Origin of the sequence: Achromobacter spanius, from assembly GCF_002966795.1 — a bacterium.
Taxonomy (GTDB): Bacteria; Pseudomonadota; Gammaproteobacteria; order Burkholderiales; family Burkholderiaceae_B; genus Achromobacter; species Achromobacter spanius_D.
In genome coordinates this window covers 5,448,121-5,469,187 of record NZ_CP023270.1, presented here as the reverse complement: position 1 = coordinate 5,469,187, position 21,067 = coordinate 5,448,121, and the positions used below count along the sequence as shown (strand labels likewise).

14 protein-coding genes are annotated in these 21,067 nt (G+C 68.5%); 5 read left to right on the top strand and 9 right to left on the bottom strand.

What is annotated here, in order from left to right; translation table 11 throughout:
• Window position 1: 1 nt before the first annotated feature.
• The 8 genes from prpF to CLM73_RS24725 form a co-directional block, all read right to left on the bottom strand.
• Complete coding sequence (gene prpF, locus CLM73_RS24760) at window positions 2–1,186, bottom strand: 2-methylaconitate cis-trans isomerase PrpF (protein ID WP_105240678.1); 1,185 nt, start codon at window positions 1,184–1,186, stop codon at window positions 2–4.
• Window positions 1,187–1,284: 98 nt separating this feature from the next.
• Complete coding sequence (acnD, locus tag CLM73_RS24755) at window positions 1,285–3,900, bottom strand: Fe/S-dependent 2-methylisocitrate dehydratase AcnD (RefSeq protein ID WP_199778362.1); 2,616 nt, start codon at window positions 3,898–3,900, stop codon at window positions 1,285–1,287.
• Window positions 3,900–4,610, bottom strand: a complete 711-nt coding sequence (locus CLM73_RS24750; protein ID WP_105240676.1) for a GntR family transcriptional regulator — start codon at window positions 4,608–4,610, stop codon at window positions 3,900–3,902. The genes acnD and CLM73_RS24750 overlap by 1 nt, the downstream gene beginning before the upstream one ends.
• Before the next feature lie 140 nt (window positions 4,611–4,750).
• The gene (locus tag CLM73_RS24745; protein WP_105240675.1) at window positions 4,751–6,556 is read right to left on the bottom strand and encodes an NAD(P)/FAD-dependent oxidoreductase; all 1,806 of its coding nucleotides are present in this window, start codon (window positions 6,554–6,556) and stop codon (window positions 4,751–4,753) included.
• A gap of 238 nt (window positions 6,557–6,794) precedes the next feature.
• Window positions 6,795–8,693: a sigma-54-dependent Fis family transcriptional regulator gene (locus CLM73_RS24740; protein WP_105240674.1), complete on the bottom strand. Its 1,899-nt coding sequence runs from the start codon at window positions 8,691–8,693 to the stop codon at window positions 6,795–6,797.
• A 121-nt stretch (window positions 8,694–8,814) separates the two neighbouring features.
• A complete protein-coding gene (locus tag CLM73_RS24735) occupies window positions 8,815–9,786 on the bottom strand; it encodes a Bug family tripartite tricarboxylate transporter substrate binding protein (RefSeq protein ID WP_105240673.1) in 972 nt (323 codons plus the stop codon).
• A gap of 104 nt (window positions 9,787–9,890) precedes the next feature.
• On the bottom strand, window positions 9,891–10,700 hold the full coding sequence (locus CLM73_RS24730; RefSeq protein WP_105240672.1) for an alpha/beta fold hydrolase: 810 nt from the start codon (window positions 10,698–10,700) through the stop codon (window positions 9,891–9,893).
• Window positions 10,697–11,299, bottom strand: a complete 603-nt coding sequence (locus CLM73_RS24725) for an amino acid synthesis family protein (RefSeq protein WP_105240671.1) — start codon at window positions 11,297–11,299, stop codon at window positions 10,697–10,699. The genes CLM73_RS24730 and CLM73_RS24725 overlap by 4 nt, the downstream gene beginning before the upstream one ends.
• 123 nt (window positions 11,300–11,422) lie before the next feature.
• On the opposite strand from CLM73_RS24725, the gene CLM73_RS24720 reads away from it, so the two are divergent.
• Complete coding sequence (locus tag CLM73_RS24720) at window positions 11,423–12,331, top strand: LysR family transcriptional regulator (RefSeq protein WP_105240670.1); 909 nt, start codon at window positions 11,423–11,425, stop codon at window positions 12,329–12,331.
• Window positions 12,332–12,364: 33 nt separating this feature from the next.
• Here CLM73_RS24720 and CLM73_RS24715 read toward each other — a convergent pair whose 3' ends face one another.
• Window positions 12,365–13,270, bottom strand: coding sequence for a LysR family transcriptional regulator (locus tag CLM73_RS24715; protein WP_056559252.1), 906 nt, complete (start codon window positions 13,268–13,270; stop codon window positions 12,365–12,367).
• 112 nt (window positions 13,271–13,382) lie between these two features.
• Here CLM73_RS24715 and CLM73_RS24710 point away from each other — a divergent pair, with 112 nt between their 5' ends.
• From CLM73_RS24710 to CLM73_RS24695, 4 genes are all read left to right on the top strand, one after another.
• Entirely contained in the window at window positions 13,383–16,922 is a 3,540-nt protein-coding gene (locus CLM73_RS24710; protein WP_105240669.1) for an indolepyruvate ferredoxin oxidoreductase family protein, read from the top strand.
• Window positions 16,923–16,991: 69 nt separating this feature from the next.
• On the top strand, window positions 16,992–17,894 hold the full coding sequence (locus CLM73_RS24705; protein WP_105240668.1) for a LysR substrate-binding domain-containing protein: 903 nt from the start codon (window positions 16,992–16,994) through the stop codon (window positions 17,892–17,894).
• Window positions 17,895–18,072: 178 nt separating this feature from the next.
• Entirely contained in the window at window positions 18,073–19,047 is a 975-nt protein-coding gene (locus tag CLM73_RS24700) for a tripartite tricarboxylate transporter substrate binding protein (RefSeq protein WP_199778197.1), read from the top strand.
• Between the two features lie 10 nt (window positions 19,048–19,057).
• Complete coding sequence (locus CLM73_RS24695) at window positions 19,058–21,055, top strand: aconitase family protein (protein ID WP_105240667.1); 1,998 nt, start codon at window positions 19,058–19,060, stop codon at window positions 21,053–21,055.
• Window positions 21,056–21,067 lie beyond the last annotated feature (12 nt).

Sequence of the window (21,067 nt, the reverse complement as noted above, 5' to 3'; positions counted from 1 at the left end):
ATCAAAACCCCTCACGCGGCACGTGCACCCGGCCTTCCATCAGCACCCGTGCGCTGCGGCTCATGATGGCCTTGGTCACTTTCCAATCGCCATCCACCAGCTGCGCCTGCGCGCCGACACGCAACGTACCCGAGGGGTGGCCGAAGCACACGTTGTCGCGCTCGCCGCCGCCGGCTGCCAGGTTCACCAGCGTGCCGGGCACGGCGGCTGCCGTGGCGATGGCGACGGACGCCGTGCCCATCATGGCGTGATGCAGCTTGCCCATGGACAGGGCGCGAACCAGCACGTCGATGTCGCCCGTGCCGATCTTCTTGCCGCTGGACGAAATGTACTCCTTGGGCGGGGCGACGAAGGCGATCTTGGGGGTGTGCTGGCGGCTGGCGGCCTCGGCGAGGCCCTTGATGAGGCCCATGCGCAGCGCGCCGTGGGCGCGGATGGTCTCAAAGCGCGACAGCGCGGCGGCGTCGCCGTTGATGGCGTCCTGCAGTTCCGTGCCGCTGTAGCCCAGCGCGTCGGCCTCCAGGAAGATCGTCGGAATGCCCGAATTGATCATCGTGGCCTTGAACGTGCCGACGCCCGGCACTTCCAGGTTGTCGACCAGGTTGCCGGTGGGGAACATGGAACCGCCGTCGCCTTCCTCGGCCGGGTCCATGAACTCCAGGCGCAGTTCAGCGGCCGGGAAGGTCACGCCGTCCAGTTCGAAGTCGCCGGTTTCTTGCACCGCGCCGCCGGTGATGGGCACGTGCGCGACGATGGTCTTCTGGATGTTGGCCTGCCATATCCGCACGACTGCGACGCCGTCCTGCGGAACGCGGGCGGGATCGACCAGACCGTTGGTGATGGCAAAGGGGCCGACGGCGGCGGACAGGTTGCCGCAGTTGCCGCTCCAGTCCACGAAGGGCTGGTCGATGGAGACCTGACCGAACAGGTAGTCCACGTCATGATCCGGGCGCGTGCTTTTGGCGACGATGACCGTCTTGCTGGTGCTGGACGTGGCGGCGCCCATGCCGTCGATCTGCTTGCCGTAGGGATCGGGGCTGCCTATCACGCGAAGGAGCAGCGCGTCACGCGCGGCGCCCGGCACGCGGGCCGATTCGGGCAGGTCGTCCAGCTTGAAGAACACGCCTTTGCTGGTGCCGCCGCGCATGTAGGTGGCGGCGATCTTGGTTTGAGGAGCATGTGCCATGTGTCGGTCCTGAAATATTGGTCCTGAAATATCGGTCCAGAAATATCGGAGCAGGGCGGCGGGCGCTGCACACGCCCGCCGGTCTGTACAACGGCCGGTCAGGCCAGTTTGCCGGCGTCCGTCGCGGAGGCGGCTTCCAGGAAATCCTGGGCAAAGCGCTGCAGCACGCCGCCGGCTTCGTAGATGGACACTTCTTCCGCCGTATCCAGGCGGCAGGTCACCGGCACCTGTTCGGTGCCGCCGTTGCGGCGGTGGATGACCAGCGTCAGGTCCGCGCGCGGTTTGCGCACGCCGATGACGTCGTAGCTTTCGGTGCCGTCAAGATTCAGCGTCTTGCGGTCAACGCCCGGCTTGAATTCCAGCGGCAGCACGCCCATGCCGATCAGGTTGGTGCGGTGGATGCGCTCGAAACCTTCGGCCACGATGGCTTCCACGCCGGCCAGGCGCACGCCCTTGGCGGCCCAGTCGCGCGACGAGCCTTGGCCGTAATCGGCGCCGGCCACGATGATGAGCGGCTGCTTGCGGTCCATGTAGGTCTCGATGGCTTCCCACATGCGCATGACCTGACCTTCCGGTTCCACGCGCGCCAGCGAGCCTTGCTGCACCGCGCCGTCGGCGTTCTTGACCATTTCGTTGAAGAGCTTGGGGTTGGCGAAGGTGGCGCGCTGCGCGGTCAGATGGTCGCCGCGGTGGGTGGCGTACGAGTTGAAGTCTTCTTCCGGCAGGCCCATCTTGTGCAGGTATTCGCCCGCGGCGCTGTCCATCAGGATGGCGTTGGACGGCGACAGGTGGTCGGTGGTGATGTTGTCGCCCAGCACGGCCAGCGGCAGCATGCCGCGCAGCGTGCGCTCGCCGGCCAGCGCGCCTTCCCAGTACGGCGGACGGCGGATGTACGTGCTTTGCGGGCGCCAGTCGTACAGCGGGCTGACCGCGGCCTGGCGGTCGTCCTTGATGCCGAACATGGGGGCGTAGACCTTGCGGAACTGCTCGGGCTTGACCGCCGACTTGACCATCGCGTCGATCTCTTCGTCGCTGGGCCAGATGTCCTTCAGGCGGATCTCGCGCCCATCGGCGCCCACGCCCAGCACGTCGCGCTCGATGTCGAAGCGGATCGTGCCGGCAATGGCGTAGGCCACGACCAGCGGCGGCGAGGCCAGGAAGGCCTGCTTGGCGTACGGGTGGATGCGGCCGTCGAAGTTGCGGTTGCCGGACAGCACGGCGGTCGCGTACAGATCGCGGTCGATGATTTCCTGCTGGATCTTCGGGTCCAGCGCGCCGGACATGCCGTTGCACGTGGTACAGGCAAACGCGACCACGCCAAAGCCCAGCTGTGCCAGATCCTGCGTGAGGCCGGCTTCTTCCAGGTAGAGCTGCACGGCCTTGGATCCCGGCGCCAGCGAGCTCTTGACCCACGGCTTGCGCGCGAGGCCCGCGCGGTTGGCGTTGCGTGCCAACAGGCCCGCGGCGATCACGTTGCGCGGGTTGCTGGTGTTGGTGCAGCTGGTGATGGCGGCGATGATGACGGCGCCGTCGGGCATCAGGCCCGGCTGGTTCTCGACCACGCCGGCGATGCCGCGCTCGGCCAGGTCCGACACCGGCAGGCGGCGGTGCGGGTTGGACGGGCCGGCCAGCGTGCGCACGACGGTCGACAGGTCAAAGCGCAGCACGCGTTCATACTGCACGGCGGTCAGGCTGTCGGACCACAGGCCGGCGGTCTTGGCGTAGTTTTCCACCAGCGCGATCTGCTCGTCCTCGCGGCCGGTCAGGCGCAGGTAGTCGATGGTTTGCTGGTCGATGGAGAACATCGCCGCGGTGGCGCCATACTCGGGCGCCATGTTCGAGATGGTGGCGCGGTCGCCCAGCGTCAGGCTGGACGCGCCTTCGCCGTAGAACTCCAGGTACGCGCCCACCACTTTTTCCTTGCGCAGGAATTCGGTCAGGGTCAGCACGATGTCGGTCGCGGTGATGCCGGGCTGCGCGCGGCCGGACAGTTCGACGCCGACGATGTCGGGCAGGCGCATCCACGACGCGCGGCCCAGCATGACGTTCTCGGCTTCCAGGCCGCCCACGCCGATGGCGATGACGCCCAACGCGTCCACGTGCGGGGTGTGGCTGTCGGTGCCGACCAGCGTGTCGGGGAAGGCCACGCCGTTCTGCGTGTAAATGACGGGCGACATCCGCTCCAGATTGATCTGGTGCATGATGCCGTTGCCCGGCGGCACGACTTCAATGTTCTCGAAGGCCTGCTTGGTCCAGTCGATGAAATGGAAGCGGTCTTCGTTGCGGCGGTCTTCGACCGCGCGGTTCTTGGCGAAGGCGTCCGGGTCGTTGCCGTCGTATTCCACCGCCAGCGAGTGGTCCACGATCAACTGCACCGGCACCACCGGGTTGACCTTGGCCGGGTCGCCGCCCTTGTCGGCAATGGCGTCGCGCAGACCCGCCAAGTCCACCAGCGCGGTCTGGCCCAGGATGTCATGACAGACCACGCGCGCCGGAAACCACGGAAAGTCCAGGTCGCGGCGGCGTTCGATCAGCTGCTTGAGCGCGTCGGTTAACAGCGCGGGCTCGCAGCGGCGCACCAGGTTTTCGGCCAGGACGCGGGACGTGTAGGGCAGGCCGTCATACGCGCCGGGCGCGATGGCCTCCACGGCCGCGCGGGCATCGAAGTAGTCCAGGCGGGTGCCGGGCAGGTTCTTGCGGTACGACTTGTTCATCATGCCTCCGTGCGCTGTTGGGTGCTTTGCGCGATCTGTTGTTCGATGTTGATGCGGGATGCGCGGATGTGCCGGCGCATCAGAAGTTCAGCCAATTCGCCGTCGCCGTCGGCGATGGCGTCCAGAATCCGGTGGTGCTCGGCATAAGCCTGCCGCGGGCGGTTGGGCGTCGTCGAAAACTGGATGCGATACATGCGCGCCAACTGGTAGAGCTCGTCGCACAGCATGCGGAACAGCATCTGGTTGCCGCTGCCCTTGACGATGCGGTAGTGGAAATCGTAGTCCCCTTCCTGCTGGTAGTAACCCAGTCCGGCCTGAAAGGCCTCGTCGCGCTCGTGCGCTTCGAGCACGCCGCGCAGCTCGTCGATTTCCGACGGCGGCATGCGTTCGGCGGCCAGGCGGCAGGCGGTGCCTTCCAGCGATTCGCGGATTTCGTAGAGTTCGACCAGTTCCTGGATCGACAGGGACACGACGCGCGCGCCGGCGTGCGGCACGCGCACCAGCAGTTTCTGGCCCTCCAGCCGATGCAGGGCCTCGCGCAGCGGACCGCGGCTGACGCCGTGGATGCGCGCCAGCTCGGGTTCGGAAATCTTGCTGCCCGGGGCGATCTCGCCCTTGACGATGGCGGACTGGATCTTGCGGAAGATGTGGTCCGACAGGGTTTCGCCGTCGGGGGGCGGCGTGCCCGGCAGGGTGAGCACTTTGCTCATGGTGTCGACAATTCGTTCCGTTTTTGGGGTGATAACCGGAAAAACGCGCGTTCGGCGCGTCGAAGTGTCAACAATTTACTCCCCGGCCGGGGTGGGGCGCAAGGGCCGGCAGCCGCCCGTGCGCCCCGGGTCCCCGGCGCCTACCGCTTGTGGTGCACCTCCTGCATCCCATACACCTGCACGGGAATGCCGGCGTGGCGGGCCTTCAATTGCAGGGACAGATACTGCGAGTAATGGCGCGACTGGTGCAGGTTCCCCCCGTGAAACCACAGCGCCTCCTGCTGCGTGGGCTTCCACATGTTGCGCTGTTCGCCTTCCCAAGGGCCGGGATCCTTGGTGGTGGCCGACCCCAATCCCCAGCACTTGCCCACCTTGCCCGCGACCTCGGGGCTGATCAGGTCCGCCGCCCAGCCGTTCATCGAGCCGTAGCCGGTGGCGTAGACCACCAGATCGGCGGGCAGCGTGACGCCGTTGGTCAGGACGACCGCGTCGCGCGTCAGGCGGCTGACGTCGGTGCGCGATTGCAGCTTGATGCTGCCGTCGATGATGAGGTCGCACGCGCCCACGTCGATGTAATAGCCCGAGCCGCGCCGCAGGTATTTCATGAAGAGGCCCGAGCCGTCGTCGCCCCAATCCAGCATGAAGCCCGCGGCCTCCAGCTTCTGGTAGAACTCGGCGTCGCGCTCGCGCATCTGCTCGTAGAGCGGGATCTGGAATTGGGCCAGGATCTTGTAGGGCACCGACGCGAAGGTCAGGTCGGCCTTGCGCGTGGTCATGCCATTGGCCAGCGCCTGCTCGGAATACAGCCCGCCCAGACCGATGTCCATCAGGGTTTCAGAGCGCACGATGTGCGTGGACGAGCGCTGCACCATCGTGACGTTGGCGCCGCCTTCCCACAACGCCGCGCAAATGTCGTGGGCCGAATTGTTGGCGCCGATGACGACGACGTTCTTGCCGCGATAGGCGTCCGGACCGGGGTGGCGCGAGGAGTGCTGCTGTTCGCCCTGGAATTCATCCTGCCCGGGAAAGCTGGGCACGTTGGGCTTGCCCGACATGCCGGTGGCCAGCACGAGCTGCTTGGGCCGCAGCACTACGGGCTTGCCTTCGCGCACGACCTTGACCTCCCATTCCTGCTTGTCCTCGTCGTAGCGTGCCGATTCGCAGACGGTGGAAGTCCAGTAGTTCAGCTCCATCACCTTCGTGTACATCTCCAGCCAGTCGCCGATCTTGTCCTTGGGCGCGAAGACGGGCCAGTTCTCGGGGAAGGGGATGTAGGGCAGGTGGTCATACCAGACCGGGTCGTGCAGGCACAGCGACTTGTAGCGCTTTCTCCAGCTGTCGCCCGCGCGCTCGTTCTTTTCGAGGATGAGGGTGGGCACGTCGAGCTGGCGCAGCCGGGCTCCCAGCGCGATGCCGCCCTGGCCGCCGCCGATGATCAGCACGTACGGCTGCGTCTCGTAGCCCAGTTCGGCGGCCTCGCGTTCGCGCTTTTCCAGCCAGGTCTGGCGCTCGCGGCTGCTGCCGTGCTGGGCGCCCATGGGCCGGCGCACGCCGCTCGGTTCCTCGTGGCCCTTCAGTTCCGACATCGTGGTGAGCAGCGTCCAGATCTTGCCGTCCTTCACGCGGATGTGGCCGTAGCCGCGCGCCAGATTCGTGTCGACGCGGAACCAGCCTTGCAGCAGGCCGCTTTCGTCGGTGGTGGCCTCGGCCTCGTCGCGGGTGAAGCGCACCGGCTCGACCTGTTGCAACTGATGTTCCAGCATGTCGCGGATCTGGTCCTGGCCCTCCAGCGTGCGCAGGTTCCAGGAAAACAGCACCAGGTCGCGCCAATAGCATTCGTCCTGGAACATCCTGGCGACGGCGTCGATGTCCTTGTTGCCCAGCGCGGTGTTCAGCTGCGCGAGCAACGCGTCCAAAGCGGCGTCGGCGGCGTGGTCGATCGGCATGTCATGTCTCCTTGCCCGAGGCGGGCAGTCGTTGTCGTGGCGGACGCTTTTGCGGCCGGCGGCGGTCCCGTCCTGTACCGGTGGGTGGACGCCAATCAGCAACATGCAATTGCCATGCCAGGTGAGTCGGGCGGCGGATGCCCCGGCGCGCGCGGGCCGAGGCGGGTGTGCAGGTGTGGCGCGATGCCACACCTGTGGCGCGACGCTGTGGCGTAACGCTGTCGCCAACACTGCGGCGTCAGCGGCGCGAGGCCAATCCGTAGCGCCGCATCTGGCGATGCACGGTGGAACGGTCCACGCCCATGCGCCGCGCCGCTTCCGATACATTGCCCGCGCAACTGGCCAGCGTGGCGCGCAGCGCGGCTTCCTCGGGGCTGCCGACCGCTGCCGCTGACGCCGGCGCCAGCGTGTCGGGCAGATCGTGCGGCTCGATGACGCCGTGTTCGCACAGCGCGGCAGCCACCGCGATGACGTTGGCCAGCTCACGGATGTTGCCCGGCCACGCGTGCGCCTTCAGGGCGATCAGCGCGGCGGGCGACAGCGCGGGCGCGCCGGATTCGTCCTGATGCCGCGCCAGCATGCGCGCGATCAGCCAGTCCAGGTCCTGGCGTTCGCGCAGCGGCGGCACGGTGAGCGCGGCGGCGTTGATGCGGTAATACAGGTCTTCACGAAAACGCCCCTCGCGCACCAGCGCGCCCAAGTCGCGGTGCGACGCGGACACCAGCGACAGGCGCAGCGCACGCGGCGCATTGGCGCCGATGGGCGTGACTTCGGACTCGGCCAGCACGCGCAGCAAGCGGCTTTGCAGCGCCAGCGGCATGTCGCCGATTTCGTCCAGAAAGAGGGTGCCGCCATCTGCCTCCTCGATGAGACCCTTACGGCCCTTCGGGGCGGCGCCGGTGTAGGCTCCGGGCAGATACCCGAACAACTCGCTTTCGATCAGCGATTCGGGGATGGCGGCGCAATTGACGGCGACGAAGCGGCCCGCGCGGCGGCTTTCGTCGTGGATGGCGCGCGCCAGGTATTCCTTGCCGACGCCGGTTTCGCCCTGCAGCAGCATGGGCAGGCCCTGCCGCGCGAGCTTGGCGGCGCGCGAAAGCAGCGCGGCCATGCGGGCGTCGCCGCCGTCCAGACCACGCAGCGCCGACGGCGCATCGCGCACCGCCACGGTGGCGCCGCGCGGACGGCGGTTCGGTTCGATGGCGTGAGCAAAGAGGGCGTCGCCGTCGCGCGCGACGATCAGCCGGTCCTGCGGCGCGCGGCCGCGCGTGTACTGGGGCAGGTCGTCCAGCTGCACGTCGAAAAATCGCGTCACCGGCAGGCCGATCAGGTCGCGCGGATTGCGCCAGTCCAGCCCGGCGGCGCGCGCCAGCAGCTTGGCGCCGCTATGCGTCATGCCCAGCACGCGGCCGGCGCCGTCCAGCGAGATCGCAGCCTCCGGATCCACGTCCAGGAACTCCGGCGAGCGGGCAAAGCGCAGCACCCATTCATTGCGCGTGCGCGCCATCAGGTTGGCCAGCTCGATGCGCCGCGTGGTGCTGTTGACCAGGTGCAGCGCCAGGTTCTGGCTGGCCTTCAAACTGGGCGAACTGAGCAGCGAGATGTCCAGCACGGCGGCCAGCTCTCCGTCGGCGCTGTAGATGGGCGCGGCGGTGCAGGACAGCGGCGTGTGCGTGTTGTCGAAGTGATCGGTCTGGTGGATGGTCAGCGCTTCACCGGTTTCCAGGCACGCGCCGACCGCGCAGGTGCCGGCGCGCTGCTCCGACCATTCCGACCCCAGATAAAGTCCGGCCTTGCGCAGTTGGGCGGTCTGTTGCGCATCGCCCAGGAATTCCACGGTGACGCCTTGCCGGTCGGCCAGCAGCAGCACGTAGTTCTGGCCGGCCACCTGCCGGAACAGGTGGTCCAGGCCGCTGCGGGCGATGGCGATCAGGGCCTCGGATTGCTGGCGGTGTTCGCGCAGGCGGCCGTCGGGGACGATGTAGGCCTCGCAGGCGTGGGCCGGGTCGAGGCGGTACTGATCCAGGCAGCGCAGCCAGCTTCGCACGACATGCGCGTCGCGCTGCGTGGGCAGGCCCTGGCCAACCTGTTCGATTTCGCGGATATGGGCGGAGTGCAGGGATTCCTGACTGGGCATGTCGTCTCCAGGGTTCGCCCGATCTGCGCCGGATCACTGGGCAGCATGCCCAAGCGGAGACACCGCTGTAAATGCTGGTTATCCAGCAGTCGGGCGGCCTCCTGTGCCGCCCTGCACCCGGCTACAGATCCACCCGCACCTTGCCCGCCTGCACCAGCCCGGCGACATCCCGGATCTCTGCCAGCAGCGCGTCCTGCAACTGCGCGGGCGTGCCGCCGGTGGGCTCGAACCCCTGCTCGGCCAGCTTGGCGTGCACGGACTCGGTCTTCAGGGCGCGGTTGATGCCCTGGTTCAAGGCCGCAATCGTGGCGTCGGGCGTTCCGGCCGCGCAGTACGTGCCGAACTGGATCTGCGCCGAGAAACCCGCGAAGCCGCTTTCGGCGACGGTCGGAATGTCCGGATACTTGGGCAGGCGCTGCGGGCTGGTCACAGCCAGCACGCGCAGGCGGCCGCTCTTCAGGTAGGGCTCGACGGCGGCGACGGTCGCCACCACCACCTGGATCTGGCCGCCCAGCAGGTCCGTCATCATCGGGCCGGTGCCGCGATACGGCACGTGCAGCATCTCCATCTTGCACGCGGCCTGCAGCAGTTCGGTGGCCAGGTGTTGGGGCGTGGCGTTGCCCGGGGTGCCGAAGGTCAGTCCCTTGGGCTCGCGCCGCGCTTGCTCCACCAGTTCGGCCAGCGTCTTGGCCGGCAGGTCGCTGTTGACCGCCACCATGTAGGGCGAACGCGCGATGGGGCAGACGGGCGCCAACTGCTTGAGTACGTCTTCGGGCGGCCGGGCGTAGTAGCGCACCGACGGGACCAGCCCGGCAAACAGCAGCATGCTGCCGTCCTTGGCGCCATTGGCGGTGTAGTCCGCGCCCAGCATGCCGCTGGCGCCGGGCTTGTTCTCGACGATGACCGAGCGCTCCAGCGCGCCTTCGAGCGACGCGGCGATGACGCGGCCCAGCACGTCGGTGCCGCCGCCCGGCGGGAAGGGCACGATCACGCGCAGGGGCGTTTCGCGTGCGACGGCCAGGCGGGTGGCGGTGGCGCCCAGCGGGGCCAGCGACATTGCCGCGAGGGTCTTGATGAGGGTTCTGCGGTCCATGTGTCTTGTCTCCGTCCCCGCATCGTGGCGGGGTGTCGCGCATCGTCTCTGTGGGGGCGGACGATTTCGGGTTCTGGGGATTGCGGTTGATGCGGTGTCGTCGGCTAGGCCTTTGCGGAATGCGTCTGCATGGATTGCGCCTGCGCTGGATGCGCCGACACAAAGCTGCGCAGCGCGGCCGCCACCGTGCCGGGTTCCTCTACCGGCAGCATATGACGCTGTTCGGGCGCCACGCGAGCGCACGCCCGAGGCAGCGCGCGCGCCAGCTCCCGCGTCATGCGCGGATTGGAGCCGACATCGTTCTCGCCCGTCATGACCAGCACGGGGCAGTCGATGTCCGGCGCGGCCTGCGAAAGCAGCGGGTCGCCCAGCGCGAACAGCCCGTAGGCGGACAGAAAGCTCTCGCGGTCGTTGTCGAGCAGGCGCTGTTCGATCTGCGCCACGCGCGCGGGCCGCGCGGCCTGAAACGCCGGCGTGAACCAGCGCGATAGCGACACCTTGGCGGCTTCCTTCGGATCCTGCGTGGCGGCCGCAGCCAGCCGGGCGCGCACTGCCACGGACTCTTCTTCCGTGCGGCGAAACACGGTGCTCAGCAGCACCAGCCGGCCGACGCGCTCGGGCCGTGCCGCCGCATAGGCGCCCGCGATCAGGCCGCCCATGGAATAGCCCAGCACGGTTGCCTGCTGCCAGCCCGCGGCGTCCAGCTCCGCGTCCAGTTGCGCGATGAAGTCCTGAATGTCCGCCTGGCCGCGCAGCGCGGGGGCGGCGCCGTGGCCCAGCAGGTCATAGCGCAGCACGTCGAAGTCCGGCTCCAGCAAAGGCACCAGATCATCCCACAGCGTGTGGTCCAGGCCGACGCCATGCAGCAGAACCAGAGGTTCGCCGCGGCCGGCGCGCCGCCGTTGGGTGTTCATTTTGCGCGCGCCTCCTGCGCTTCCTGTTCCAGTTCCTTCAGGTCCGAATAGCGGTTGCCGATGCGGTGATGCGGGCGGCCCGAGGTCGCTGCACCCAGCGCGATCACGATCTCGTCCGGCGCGGGCGCGTCGTTGATGGTGGTCTGCACCGTCAGGTAATGCGAGCGCAGGCCCTCGTCCAGCTTGTGCATCAGCGGCACCGAGATCACGCAGCCGGGACCGCCGCGCATGTTGGTGAAGCTGAGATAGCTGGTGCCGCCCACCGCGTTGCGGTAGAAGTTGCCGAAGCGCAGCGTGTGGATCAGCGCGGACGCGTGTTCGACCTCGCCGGCGGTGCCCACCACGGCGGCCTTGCCGTAGGCCTCGATGTTGTCCGCCGACCCGGCCTGGCGCAGGATCTCGCTGACCAGCAGTTCGCCCAGCGGAGGCGCGGCTTCCAGGATGCCGGGCCGCAGGTCTTCCTGAAACGGCAGGCCGGCCCATGGATTGCGGATCACGGCGGCGGCCACGATCATCACCAACGGGCGATCGGCCGCGCGGCCGCCTTCGATAAGGGTTTTCTCGACGTAACTGACTACCTTGCGCACTTGCAGTGACATACGCGCTGCTCCGAAAGCTGGGGGATGAATGACGAGTCCATTGTTCGACGCCCCGCGCGTTTTTGACAAACCAAATTAACGTGAACTAACTTCAGGAAATCCGAATTTGAGTCGGCCGACCCAATGCCCACCCCCCTTAAGATCCAGCACTTGCGCCAGTTCCTGATGGCCGCCGACCACGGCAGCTTTCGTGTCGCCGCGCAGGGCACGTTCCGGTCGCAGGCAGCCGTGTCCGCCGCCATGCAGGACTTGGAGCAACAGCTAGGCGCGCCGCTCTTCGAACCCGGCAAGCGCGCCCAGTTGACGGCGCTGGGTCAGGCGGTCGCGCCGCTGTTCCGAGAGCTGCTGGCCACGCATGACCGCGTGCTGGATGCGGCGCGGCAATACGGCATGGGCAGCCAGGGACCCGTGGCGCTGGCCGTCATGCCGTCGCTGGCGGACGAATGGCTGCCCCGTCTGCTGGAACGCTATGCGCGCAGCCACCCGGACATCCGCATCCGCGCGCTGGACGAAACGTCGCCCGAGGTGCATCGGCTGGTGCTGGCGGGCGACGTGCAGGTGGGCGTGGCCGGACAATCCCCGCGCACGGCCGAGGTGGCCTTCACGCCGGTGGCGCGCGACGCCTTTGGCCTGGTCTGCAAAAAGAGTCATCCGCTGGCGCGGCGGCGCGGGCCGGTGACCTGGGCGGCGCTGGCGGACGAACGCCTGATCGGCAACGCCACCTTTGAAACGCTGAAGAATCGCCAACTGGGTAGCGGCATCGATGACCCGGCCATCGTGGTGTCCAACCGCGCTTCGCTATTGGCCAGCGTGGTGGGCGGCCTGGGCGTGACGGTGTTGCCGGTGCTGGCGCGGCCCGCGGCGGGCAGTGGGCTGGCTTTCGTGCCGCTGGTCGAACCCGTGGTCGAACGCATCGTCGGCGTGCTGACGCGCAAGGAAGAGACGCTGCTGCCATCGGTGGCCGCCATGCACGCGCTGGCGTTGCGGTCGCTGGCGCAGTTCACGCGCCGCAAGGGCGCGGTGCTGGTGTAGGCGGAAAGCGGTCAGCCGGGTCGTAGTGCGGCCTCACCCGCCGCACGCGTAGATCATGAATTGCCGGAAGGCCTCGGCCGGCTTGGCCATGGCCGCGCGCGGATGCCACAACAGGCCCGCTTCCATGGGCGGCACGGCATCGGTGATGGGCACGGCTTCGATCTTGCGGCCTTCGAGCGACCACGGCCGGTAAACCATGTCCGACAGCATCGTGACGCCAAACCCGTGCGCGACCAGCCCCCGCAGCGCCTCCATCGAGCGCGTCCGAAACGCAATGTCCGGCTGCAGGCCGTGGCTGCGCCAATAGCCCAGCGTGGACCGTTCGCCTTCGTCCATTTCCAGCAGGATGTACGGATAGCGCGCAATGTCGGCCAGCGACGGCGCGGCCGCCTGCGTCAGGGGATGCCCGGCCGCCGTCCACAACTGGCGCCGCGAGCGCACCAGCACGTGATGACCGAAGCGCTCGCGCTTGTCGACGTTGGATAGCAGCGCCACGCCCAGCTCCACGTCGCCGCTCGCCACAGCCTGTTCGATCTCGGGGCGGTCCAGGTCGACGAGGTCCAGCACCACGTCGGGATAGCGCCGCCGAAAGCGCGCCAGCAGATCGGGCAGGAAGTATCCCAGCACCGTATACGAGGCCGCGATTCGCACCGACCCGCGCAGCGCATAGCGCTGAAACCCCGGCTCGCGCAGCGCGTCATCCAGCGAATCGAGCACGTCGCGCGCGCGCTGATGGAAGTTGTGGCCCTCGGGCGTCAGCGTCACCCCGTGCGCGTGGCGGTCGAACAGGCGCACGCCCAGTTGCGCTTCCAGCGCCAGCACGGCGTTGGTGACGGCCGATTGCGACACGTGTTCGTCGGCCGCCGCCATGGAAAACCGCCCGGTGCGGGCGGCGGCGGCGAAGTACCGGAGTTGGCGAAGCGTGACTTCATTAGCCATGTGTTTTTCACATACCAGCTAGTCGAATATATGAATATACGATGGCTTCGCGCCTTCCTACACTGCGGAAAACACGTAAATGCCCGCACCGCAGATTGCAGGAGACAACCCCATGAACGCCCCTCTACCCCCCGGCGTGGCCGATACCCATGGCCTGTCGCTGGACGACAAATACGCGCAGCCCACCGGCCGCGTTTACCTGAGCGGCACGCAGGCGCTGGTGCGCCTGCCGCTGATGCAGAAGCAGCGCGATGCGCAGGCAGGCCTGAACACCGCGGGCTATGTGTCCGGCTACCGGGGCTCGCCGCTGGGCGGACTGGATCAGGCGCTGTGGAAGGCCAAGCGCCATCTGAAGGCGAACGACGTGGTGTTTCAGCCCGGCCTGAACGAGGACCTGGCGGCCACCGCGGTCTGGGGCTCGCAGCAGCTCAACCTGTTCCCCGGCGCGCAGCGCGATGGCGTCTTCGGCATGTGGTACGGCAAGGGGCCGGGTGTGGACAGGTCGGTGGACGTGCTCAAGCACGCCAACTCGGCCGGCACGTCCGCCCACGGCGGGGTGCTGATGCTGGCGGGCGACGACCACGCCGCCAAGTCGTCGTCGGTGGCGCACCAGTCGGAACACGTGCTGATCGCCAGCGGCATTCCCGTGCTGTACCCGTCCAATGTGCAGGAATACCTGGACTACGGCCTGCACGGCTGGGCCATGAGCCGCCACACCGGCCTGTGGGTGGCGATGAAATGCGTGACGGATGTGGTGGAATCCAGCGCCTCGGTCGACGTGGACCCGTCGCGCGTGCAGATCGTGCTGCCCGAAGACGGCATGCCGCCGGGCGGCCTGAACATCCGCTGGCCGGACTCTCCGCTGGCGCAGGAGGCGCGGCTGCTGGACCACAAGTGGTACGCGGCGCTGGCCTACGTGCGGGCCAACAAGCTGAATCGCGTGGTGCTGGATTCGCCCAATGCGCATTTCGGCATCATGACGGCCGGCAAGGCCTATCTGGACGTGCGCCAGGCGCTGAACGACCTGGGGCTGGACGAGGCGGCCTGTGCGCAGGCCGGCATCCGCGTGCTGAAGGTGGGCTGCATCTGGCCGCTGGATGCGCAGGACGCGCGCGAGTTCGCCACGGGTCTGAAAGAGATCCTGGTCGTTGAGGAAAAGCGCCAGATCCTGGAATACGCGCTCAAGGAAGAACTCTACAACTGGCGTGACGACGTGCGGCCACGCGTGTTCGGCAAGTTCGACGAGCGCGAGAACGGCGGCGGCGAATGGTCCACGCCGCGTGGCGGCTGGCTGTTGCCGGCGCGCTACGAGCTGTCGCCTGCGCTGATCGCCCGGGCCATCGCGGCGCGCCTTGAAAAAGCCGACCTGTCCGACGCCCTGCGCGCCCGCATCGCGGCGCGCCTGGCCGTGATCGACGCCAAAGAGCGCGAGGCCAGCCGCCCCACGCTGGTCGAAGAGCGCAAGCCCTGGTTCTGTTCCGGCTGTCCGCACAACACGTCCACCCGCGTGCCGGAAGGGTCGCGCGCGGTCGCGGGCATCGGCTGCCACTACATGGCGATGTGGATGGACCGCAATACCGACACCTTCAGCCAGATGGGCGGGGAGGGCGTGGCGTGGCTGGGCCAGAAGGACTTCACGTCCGAGCGCCACATCTTCGCCAACCTGGGCGACGGCACGTACTTCCATTCGGGCCTGCTCGCCATCCGCGCGGCCATCGCGGCACGCGCCCGCATCACTTACAAGATCCTCTACAACGACGCCGTCGCCATGACCGGCGGGCAGCCCGTGGACGGCGTGCTGACCGTGCCGCAGATCGCGGCGCAGATGCAGGCTGAAGGCATCGTCAAGACGGTGGTGGTGACGGACGAGCCGGACAAATACACGGGGGCGCAGACCTTGCCGGCCGGCATCGAGGTCCACCACCGCAAGGCGCTGGACGACGTGCAGCGCGCGCTGCGCGACATCGACGGCGCCACCGTGCTGATCTACGACCAGACCTGCGCCACCGAGAAGCGCCGCCGCCGCAAGCGCGGCGAGTATCCCGACCCGGCCAAGCGCGCCTTCATCAACGAAGCGGTCTGCGAGGGCTGCGGCGATTGCTCAGTGCAGTCGAACTGCCTGTCGGTCGAACCGCTGGATACGCCGCTGGGCACGAAGCGGCGCATCAACCAGTCGTCCTGCAACAAGGACTTTTCGTGCGTCGAGGGCTTTTGCCCCAGCTTTGTGACGGCCGAAGGCGCGGTGCCGCGCAAGCCCGGCAAGCAGGGCGGCGCGCCCGCGCTGCCCGAGGCCCCGCTGCCCGAGCGCGCCGATATCGCGCCGGGCGCCGCGTATCGCGTGGTGGTCGCCGGCGTGGGCGGCACGGGTGTGGTGACGGTCGGCGCGCTGATCGGCGCGGCGGCACACATCGAGGGCAAGGGCGTGACCGTGCTCGACATGGCCGGGCTGGCGCAAAAGGGCGGTGCGGTGCTCAGCCACGTGCAGCTGGCCAACCGGCCCGAGGACCTGCACGCCACGCGCGTTGCGCTGGGCGAGGCGGATCTGGTCATCGGCTGCGATGCGCTGGTGTCGGCGTCGCCCGAGGTGCTGTCGCGCCTGCGGCCCGATCATGGGCGCGCGGTGGTCAACAGCAGCGCCGCGCCGACGGCCGCGTTCCTGTCGCAGCCGGCCTGGCGCTTCCCGGGGGCGCAGGCGCAGACCGCGCTGACGCAGAGCACCGGCGGCCATGTCGACTTCCTGGAGGCCGGACCGCTTGCCGAAGCCCTGCTGGGCGACAGCATCTACGCCAATCCGCTGCTGTTGGGCTATGCGTGGCAGAAGGGCGGACTGCCGCTGTCGCTGGGCAGCCTGCACCGCGCGATCGAGATCAACGGCGTGTCGGTGGACAAGAACCTGGCCGCCTTCGAACTGGGCCGCCAGGCCGCGCACCGCGGCGCCGATGCGCTGCGCCCGGCGGCGGCCGAGCGGGTGGTGGCCTTGCCGGAAACCCTGGACGCGCTGGTCAACCGGCTGGCGGCGCACGTGCGCGATTACCAGGACGACGCGTACGCGCAGCGCTATCTGACGGCCGTGGCAGCGGTGCGCGCCCGCGAAGCCGCGCTGGGCGACAAGCGGCACGACGTCACGCGCGCCGTGGCCCGCAATCTGGCCAAGCTCATGACCTACAAGGACGAGTACGAGGTGGCGCGGCTGCATGCCGATCCGGCGTTCAAGGATCGGCTGCGCGCGCAGTTCGAGGGCGAGCCGGGCCGCGACTACGCGCTGCGCTACTACCTTGCGCCACCGGCGTTTGCGCGCCGCGATGCGCGGGGCCGACCGCAAAAGCGGGCGTACGGGGCGTGGATGGAATCGGCGTTCCGGCTGCTCGCGCCCTTAAAGCGCGTGCGCGGCACCTGGCTGGACGTCTTTGGCAGGACGGCCGAGCGCCGCATGGAACGTCAGCTTGCGGCCGATTATCTGGCGCTGGCCGAGGAGTTCGCCCGCACACTGGACGACGGCAACCGCGACGCGGCGCTGGAACTGGCCAACGTGCCGGATGCGATCCGCGGGTATGGGCATGTGAAGGAAAAGAGCGTGGAACAGGCGCGCGGCAAGCAGGCGGCGCTGTGGGAGCGGTATCGCGGCGGTAACGCGGCGCGGCTGGCGGCCTGATCGCGCAAGGCGTGGTGTACGATCCCCCGTCAATGCGGGGGCCGGTCCCCGCCGCCCGCTGGATCCGCCATGGAAAGCATCCTCCGCAAACTCGACCTGACTTCGCTGCGCCTCTTTGTGGCGGTCTGTCAGGAGAACAGCATCGCGCGGGCGGCCGAGCGCGAGTTCATCGCGCCCTCCGCCGTCAGCCGGCGCATCGCCGACATGGAAGCGCTGATCGGCCTGCCGCTGATCGCCCGGCACACCCGCGGCGTCTCGGTGACGCCCGCCGGGCAGACCGTCCTGCGCCACGCGCGCCAGATCATCGGCGACGTCGAGGCGATGGGGGCGGAGCTGTCGCGCTTCTATGAGGGCGTGAAAGGGCACGTGCGGGTGGTGGCCAACCTGTCGGCCATCGTGCAGTTCCTGCCCGAGGACGTGGCGGCGTTTCAGCGCCTGTTTCCCGACGTGGATATCGACCTGGAAGAACAGCACAGTCCGGATGTCCTGCGCCTGGTGCGCGAGCGGGCGGCCGACTTCGGCATCTGCAACCAGATCCCGGGCGCCGATGGGCTGGATCAATTGCCCTACCGCCGCGACCGGCTGGCGGTCATGCTGCCGTCCACGCACCCCAAGGCGTCGGCGCGCCAGCTCAGCCTGCAGGACATTGCCGACGAAACCTTCGTGGGCCTGCGCGAGAACAGCGCGTTGACGCAGCTGCTGGCGGCGCGGGCCGCGGCGCTGGGCAAGACGCTGTCCGTGAAGATCCGCGTGGCCAGCCTGGACGCGCTGTGCCGCATGACGCATGCGGGGCTGGGCATTGCCGTGATGCCGCAGCAGGTCGCCGAGCTGTATCTGCAGGCGCTGGACGTGGTGGTGCGTCCCCTTTCCGATGAGTGGGCCCGGCGCCAGCTTTGCATCGTGTTTCCGAATCAGGCGCAGTTGTCGGCGACCGCTGGCAAGCTGGTCAGGTTTCTGGCGCAGCAGGGCTGACGGCCGGCGTCGTCGGAACCCGCCGTCGGGACCCGCCGCCGGAACCCGTCGTCGCCATTCGCGATGGCGGGGCTGCCGAGATGACACTTCGCCATTGACGGCCGTCTTCGTATAGTCAAAGCGCGTTCATCGCCGGTACGGGGCATCCAGACCCCGCTGCGTCCTATACGGAGACATCATGACCCCCACCAGATTGCTCGCGAGCTGTGCGCTCGCGCTTGGCGCCGTGTGCGCGGCCGCTGCCGCGTCGGCCGCCGGCTACCCGGACCATCCCATCCGCCTGATCGTGCCCACTTCACCCGGCTCGACCGCCGACGTGGTGGCGCGCGTCGTGGCCGATAACCTTGGCAAGACGTTGGCCCAGCCCATGATCGTGGAAAACCTGGCCGGCGCGGCGGGCATCCCGGGCACGCGCCAACTGGTGTCGTCCAAGCCCGACGGCTATACGCTGGCCATCGTGTCGTCCAACCACGCCATCAACCCCAGCCTGTACAAGAGCCTGCCCTACGACACGGTCAAGGACATCACGCCGATTTCCGTCATCGGCACGACGCCGCTGGTGGTCGTGGTGGCGGAGAACTCGCCGTACAAGACGATGGACGACCTGCTGCAGGCCGCCCGCGCGCAGCCGGGCAAGATCAACTACGGCTCGTCCGGCACGGGCAGCGTGCTGCACCTGGCCGGCGAGCTGCTCAAGTCCAAGGCGGGCGTGGACATGATGCATATCCCGTACAAGGGCGGCAACGCGCTGATCACCGACGTGATGTCGGGACAGATCCAGGTCGCCTTCCTGGCGACCCCGTCCGTGCTGGCGCAGGTGCAGGCGGGCAAGCTGCGCGCACTCGCGGTCAGCACGCCCGAACGCCTGCCCATCCTGCCCAACGTGCCCACGCTGGACGAGGCCGGCGTGAAGGGCTATTCGTACGACGCCTGGATCTCGCTGATCGGGCCGGCCGGGCTGCCCGCCGATGTCGTGCAGAAGTTGCAGACCGCCACGCACAAGACCATGCAGGAGCCGGCGGTGTTGAAGGCGCTGTCGCCGCAGGGTTTCGTGTCGCAAGGCACCACGGCGCAGCAGGCGGCGCAGACGCTGGCCGCCGAGATCACCAAGAGCCAGACGCTCGTCAAGGCGGCGGGCGTCACCATCGAATGAACGTAATGCCATGACTGCTGCAACCGTACTCGACGCCCCCGCGCGCCTGCTTTTCCTGACGCAAGATGCGGCCCGCGTGGCCGCGCAACTGGGCGGCGCGGCGTTGACGCTGCCCGAGGCCGCGCCGCTGCGCGACGACATCTCCACCGACGAGATCACGCCGGTGCCGATCCTGACTCACTTCGACGAGAAACTGGGCCGGTATCCGTACACGGGTTTTCGGGCGGGCGATAGTCAGCCCATCGGCATCGACGCGATCCGGCAGTCCGGCATCAACGTCGTCGTCGCGGGCAAGCGGTACGGCAAGGGCTCGTCGCGCGAGCACAGCCCGATGGCCGAGAAGTCCGCCGGCGTGCGGCTGGTGATCGCCGAGAGCTTCGAGCGCATCTACCGCCAGAACGCCGACAACATCGGGCTCTACACGAGCACCGACATGGGGCTGGTGGCGCGCCTGCAAGGGGGCGAGCGCATTACGGTTGACGAGATCGTGGCTGGGCGCGACGCGTTGGCCGCGGCGATCGTCAAGGCGGGCGGTCTGCTGGCGTTCGGGCAGGCGCAGTTGCGCGATGTGTCGCCCGCCGCTGAATCTGCCGCTGAATCTGCCGAGATGGCCGCCGAGCCGCCGCGCACGCTCTTCGAAAAAATCGTCCTGCGCCATCTCCTGCAAACGCCCGCGACCGCCGGCGACCCGCAGCAAGGCGACGGCGTCTTCCTGCGCGCGGACTGGCGCTTCATCCATGAGTACTACTCCGGCATGGCCGCCCATATGCTGCATGCGCGGTTCGGCCGGCCCCTGCGATTGGTGGACCCGGATCGCATCGTGGTGTTCGAGGACCACACCTCCTACGTCGAGGAAAGCCCCAACCACGTGCGCGCGGGCATCGTGCCCAACGTGCGCGCCATGTGCCAGGCGCAGCGCGACTTCGCCGACGCCTACGGGCTGCGCCAGCACCGCACGCTGACCGAGGCCGAGGCGGCGCGCGACACCGGCGACAACGTGGCCGGCATTTCGCACGCCATGATGGCCGAACACTACGCGCTGCCAGGGCAGGTCGTGGTCGGCACCGACTCGCACACTCCGCACAGCGGCGCGCTGGGCTGCGTGGCGTTTGGCGTGGGCACCACCGACATGGCGAACGCGTTCGTCACGGGCGCGGTGCGGCTGACGCTGCCGGCGTCGCTGCGCATCGAACTGGACGGCACGCCGGCGCCCGGCGTCACCGCCAAGGACATCGTGCTGCATCTGCTGGCGCTGCCCGAGATCCGCGCGGGCGCGGGCGTGGGCAAGGTGTTCGAGTTTGCGGGCCAGGCCATCGCCAGTCTGTCCATCGACGAGCGCGCCACGCTGACCAACATGACCGCCGAACTGGGCGGACTGACGGGCATCGTCGCGCCCGATGCCGAGACGGCGCGCTTTCTGCGCGAACGCCGCGGGGTGGACGCCGGCATCGCGCCGTGGATGCGCAGCGATCCGGGCGCCGGCTACGCCGCCGTCCTGCGCGTGGACTGTGCCGCGCTGTCGCCGCTGGTGGCGTCGCCCGGCGATCCGGGCAACGGCGTGTCCCTATCCAGCCTGATCGCGCGGCCGCGCATCGACATCGCGTATGGCGGTTCCTGTACCGCCGGCAAGCGCGAGGATTTCGACTACTACCATCAGGTGCTGGCGTGGGCGGTGGCGCGCGGACTGCGGCTGCCGGACGGCGTGACGCTGTATCTGCAGTACGGCACCACGGCCGTGCGCGACTATTGCGTGGCGCAAGGCTACGACAAGACCTTTGCCGCCGTGGGCGCGCGCATCCTGCAGCCGTCGTGCGGCGCATGTGCGAACTGCGGGCCGGGGTCGTCGACCGAGGCGTCGCAGGTGACGATCAGCGCCATCAACCGGAATTTTCCGGGCCGATCCGGTCCCGGCAGCGTCTGGCTGGCCAGCCCGCCGACGGTCATGGCCAGCGCGCTGGCCGGAGAGCTGGCGTCGTTCGCCGAGTTGCAGGCGCGATACGGGGAGTAGACCGCGTCGCTG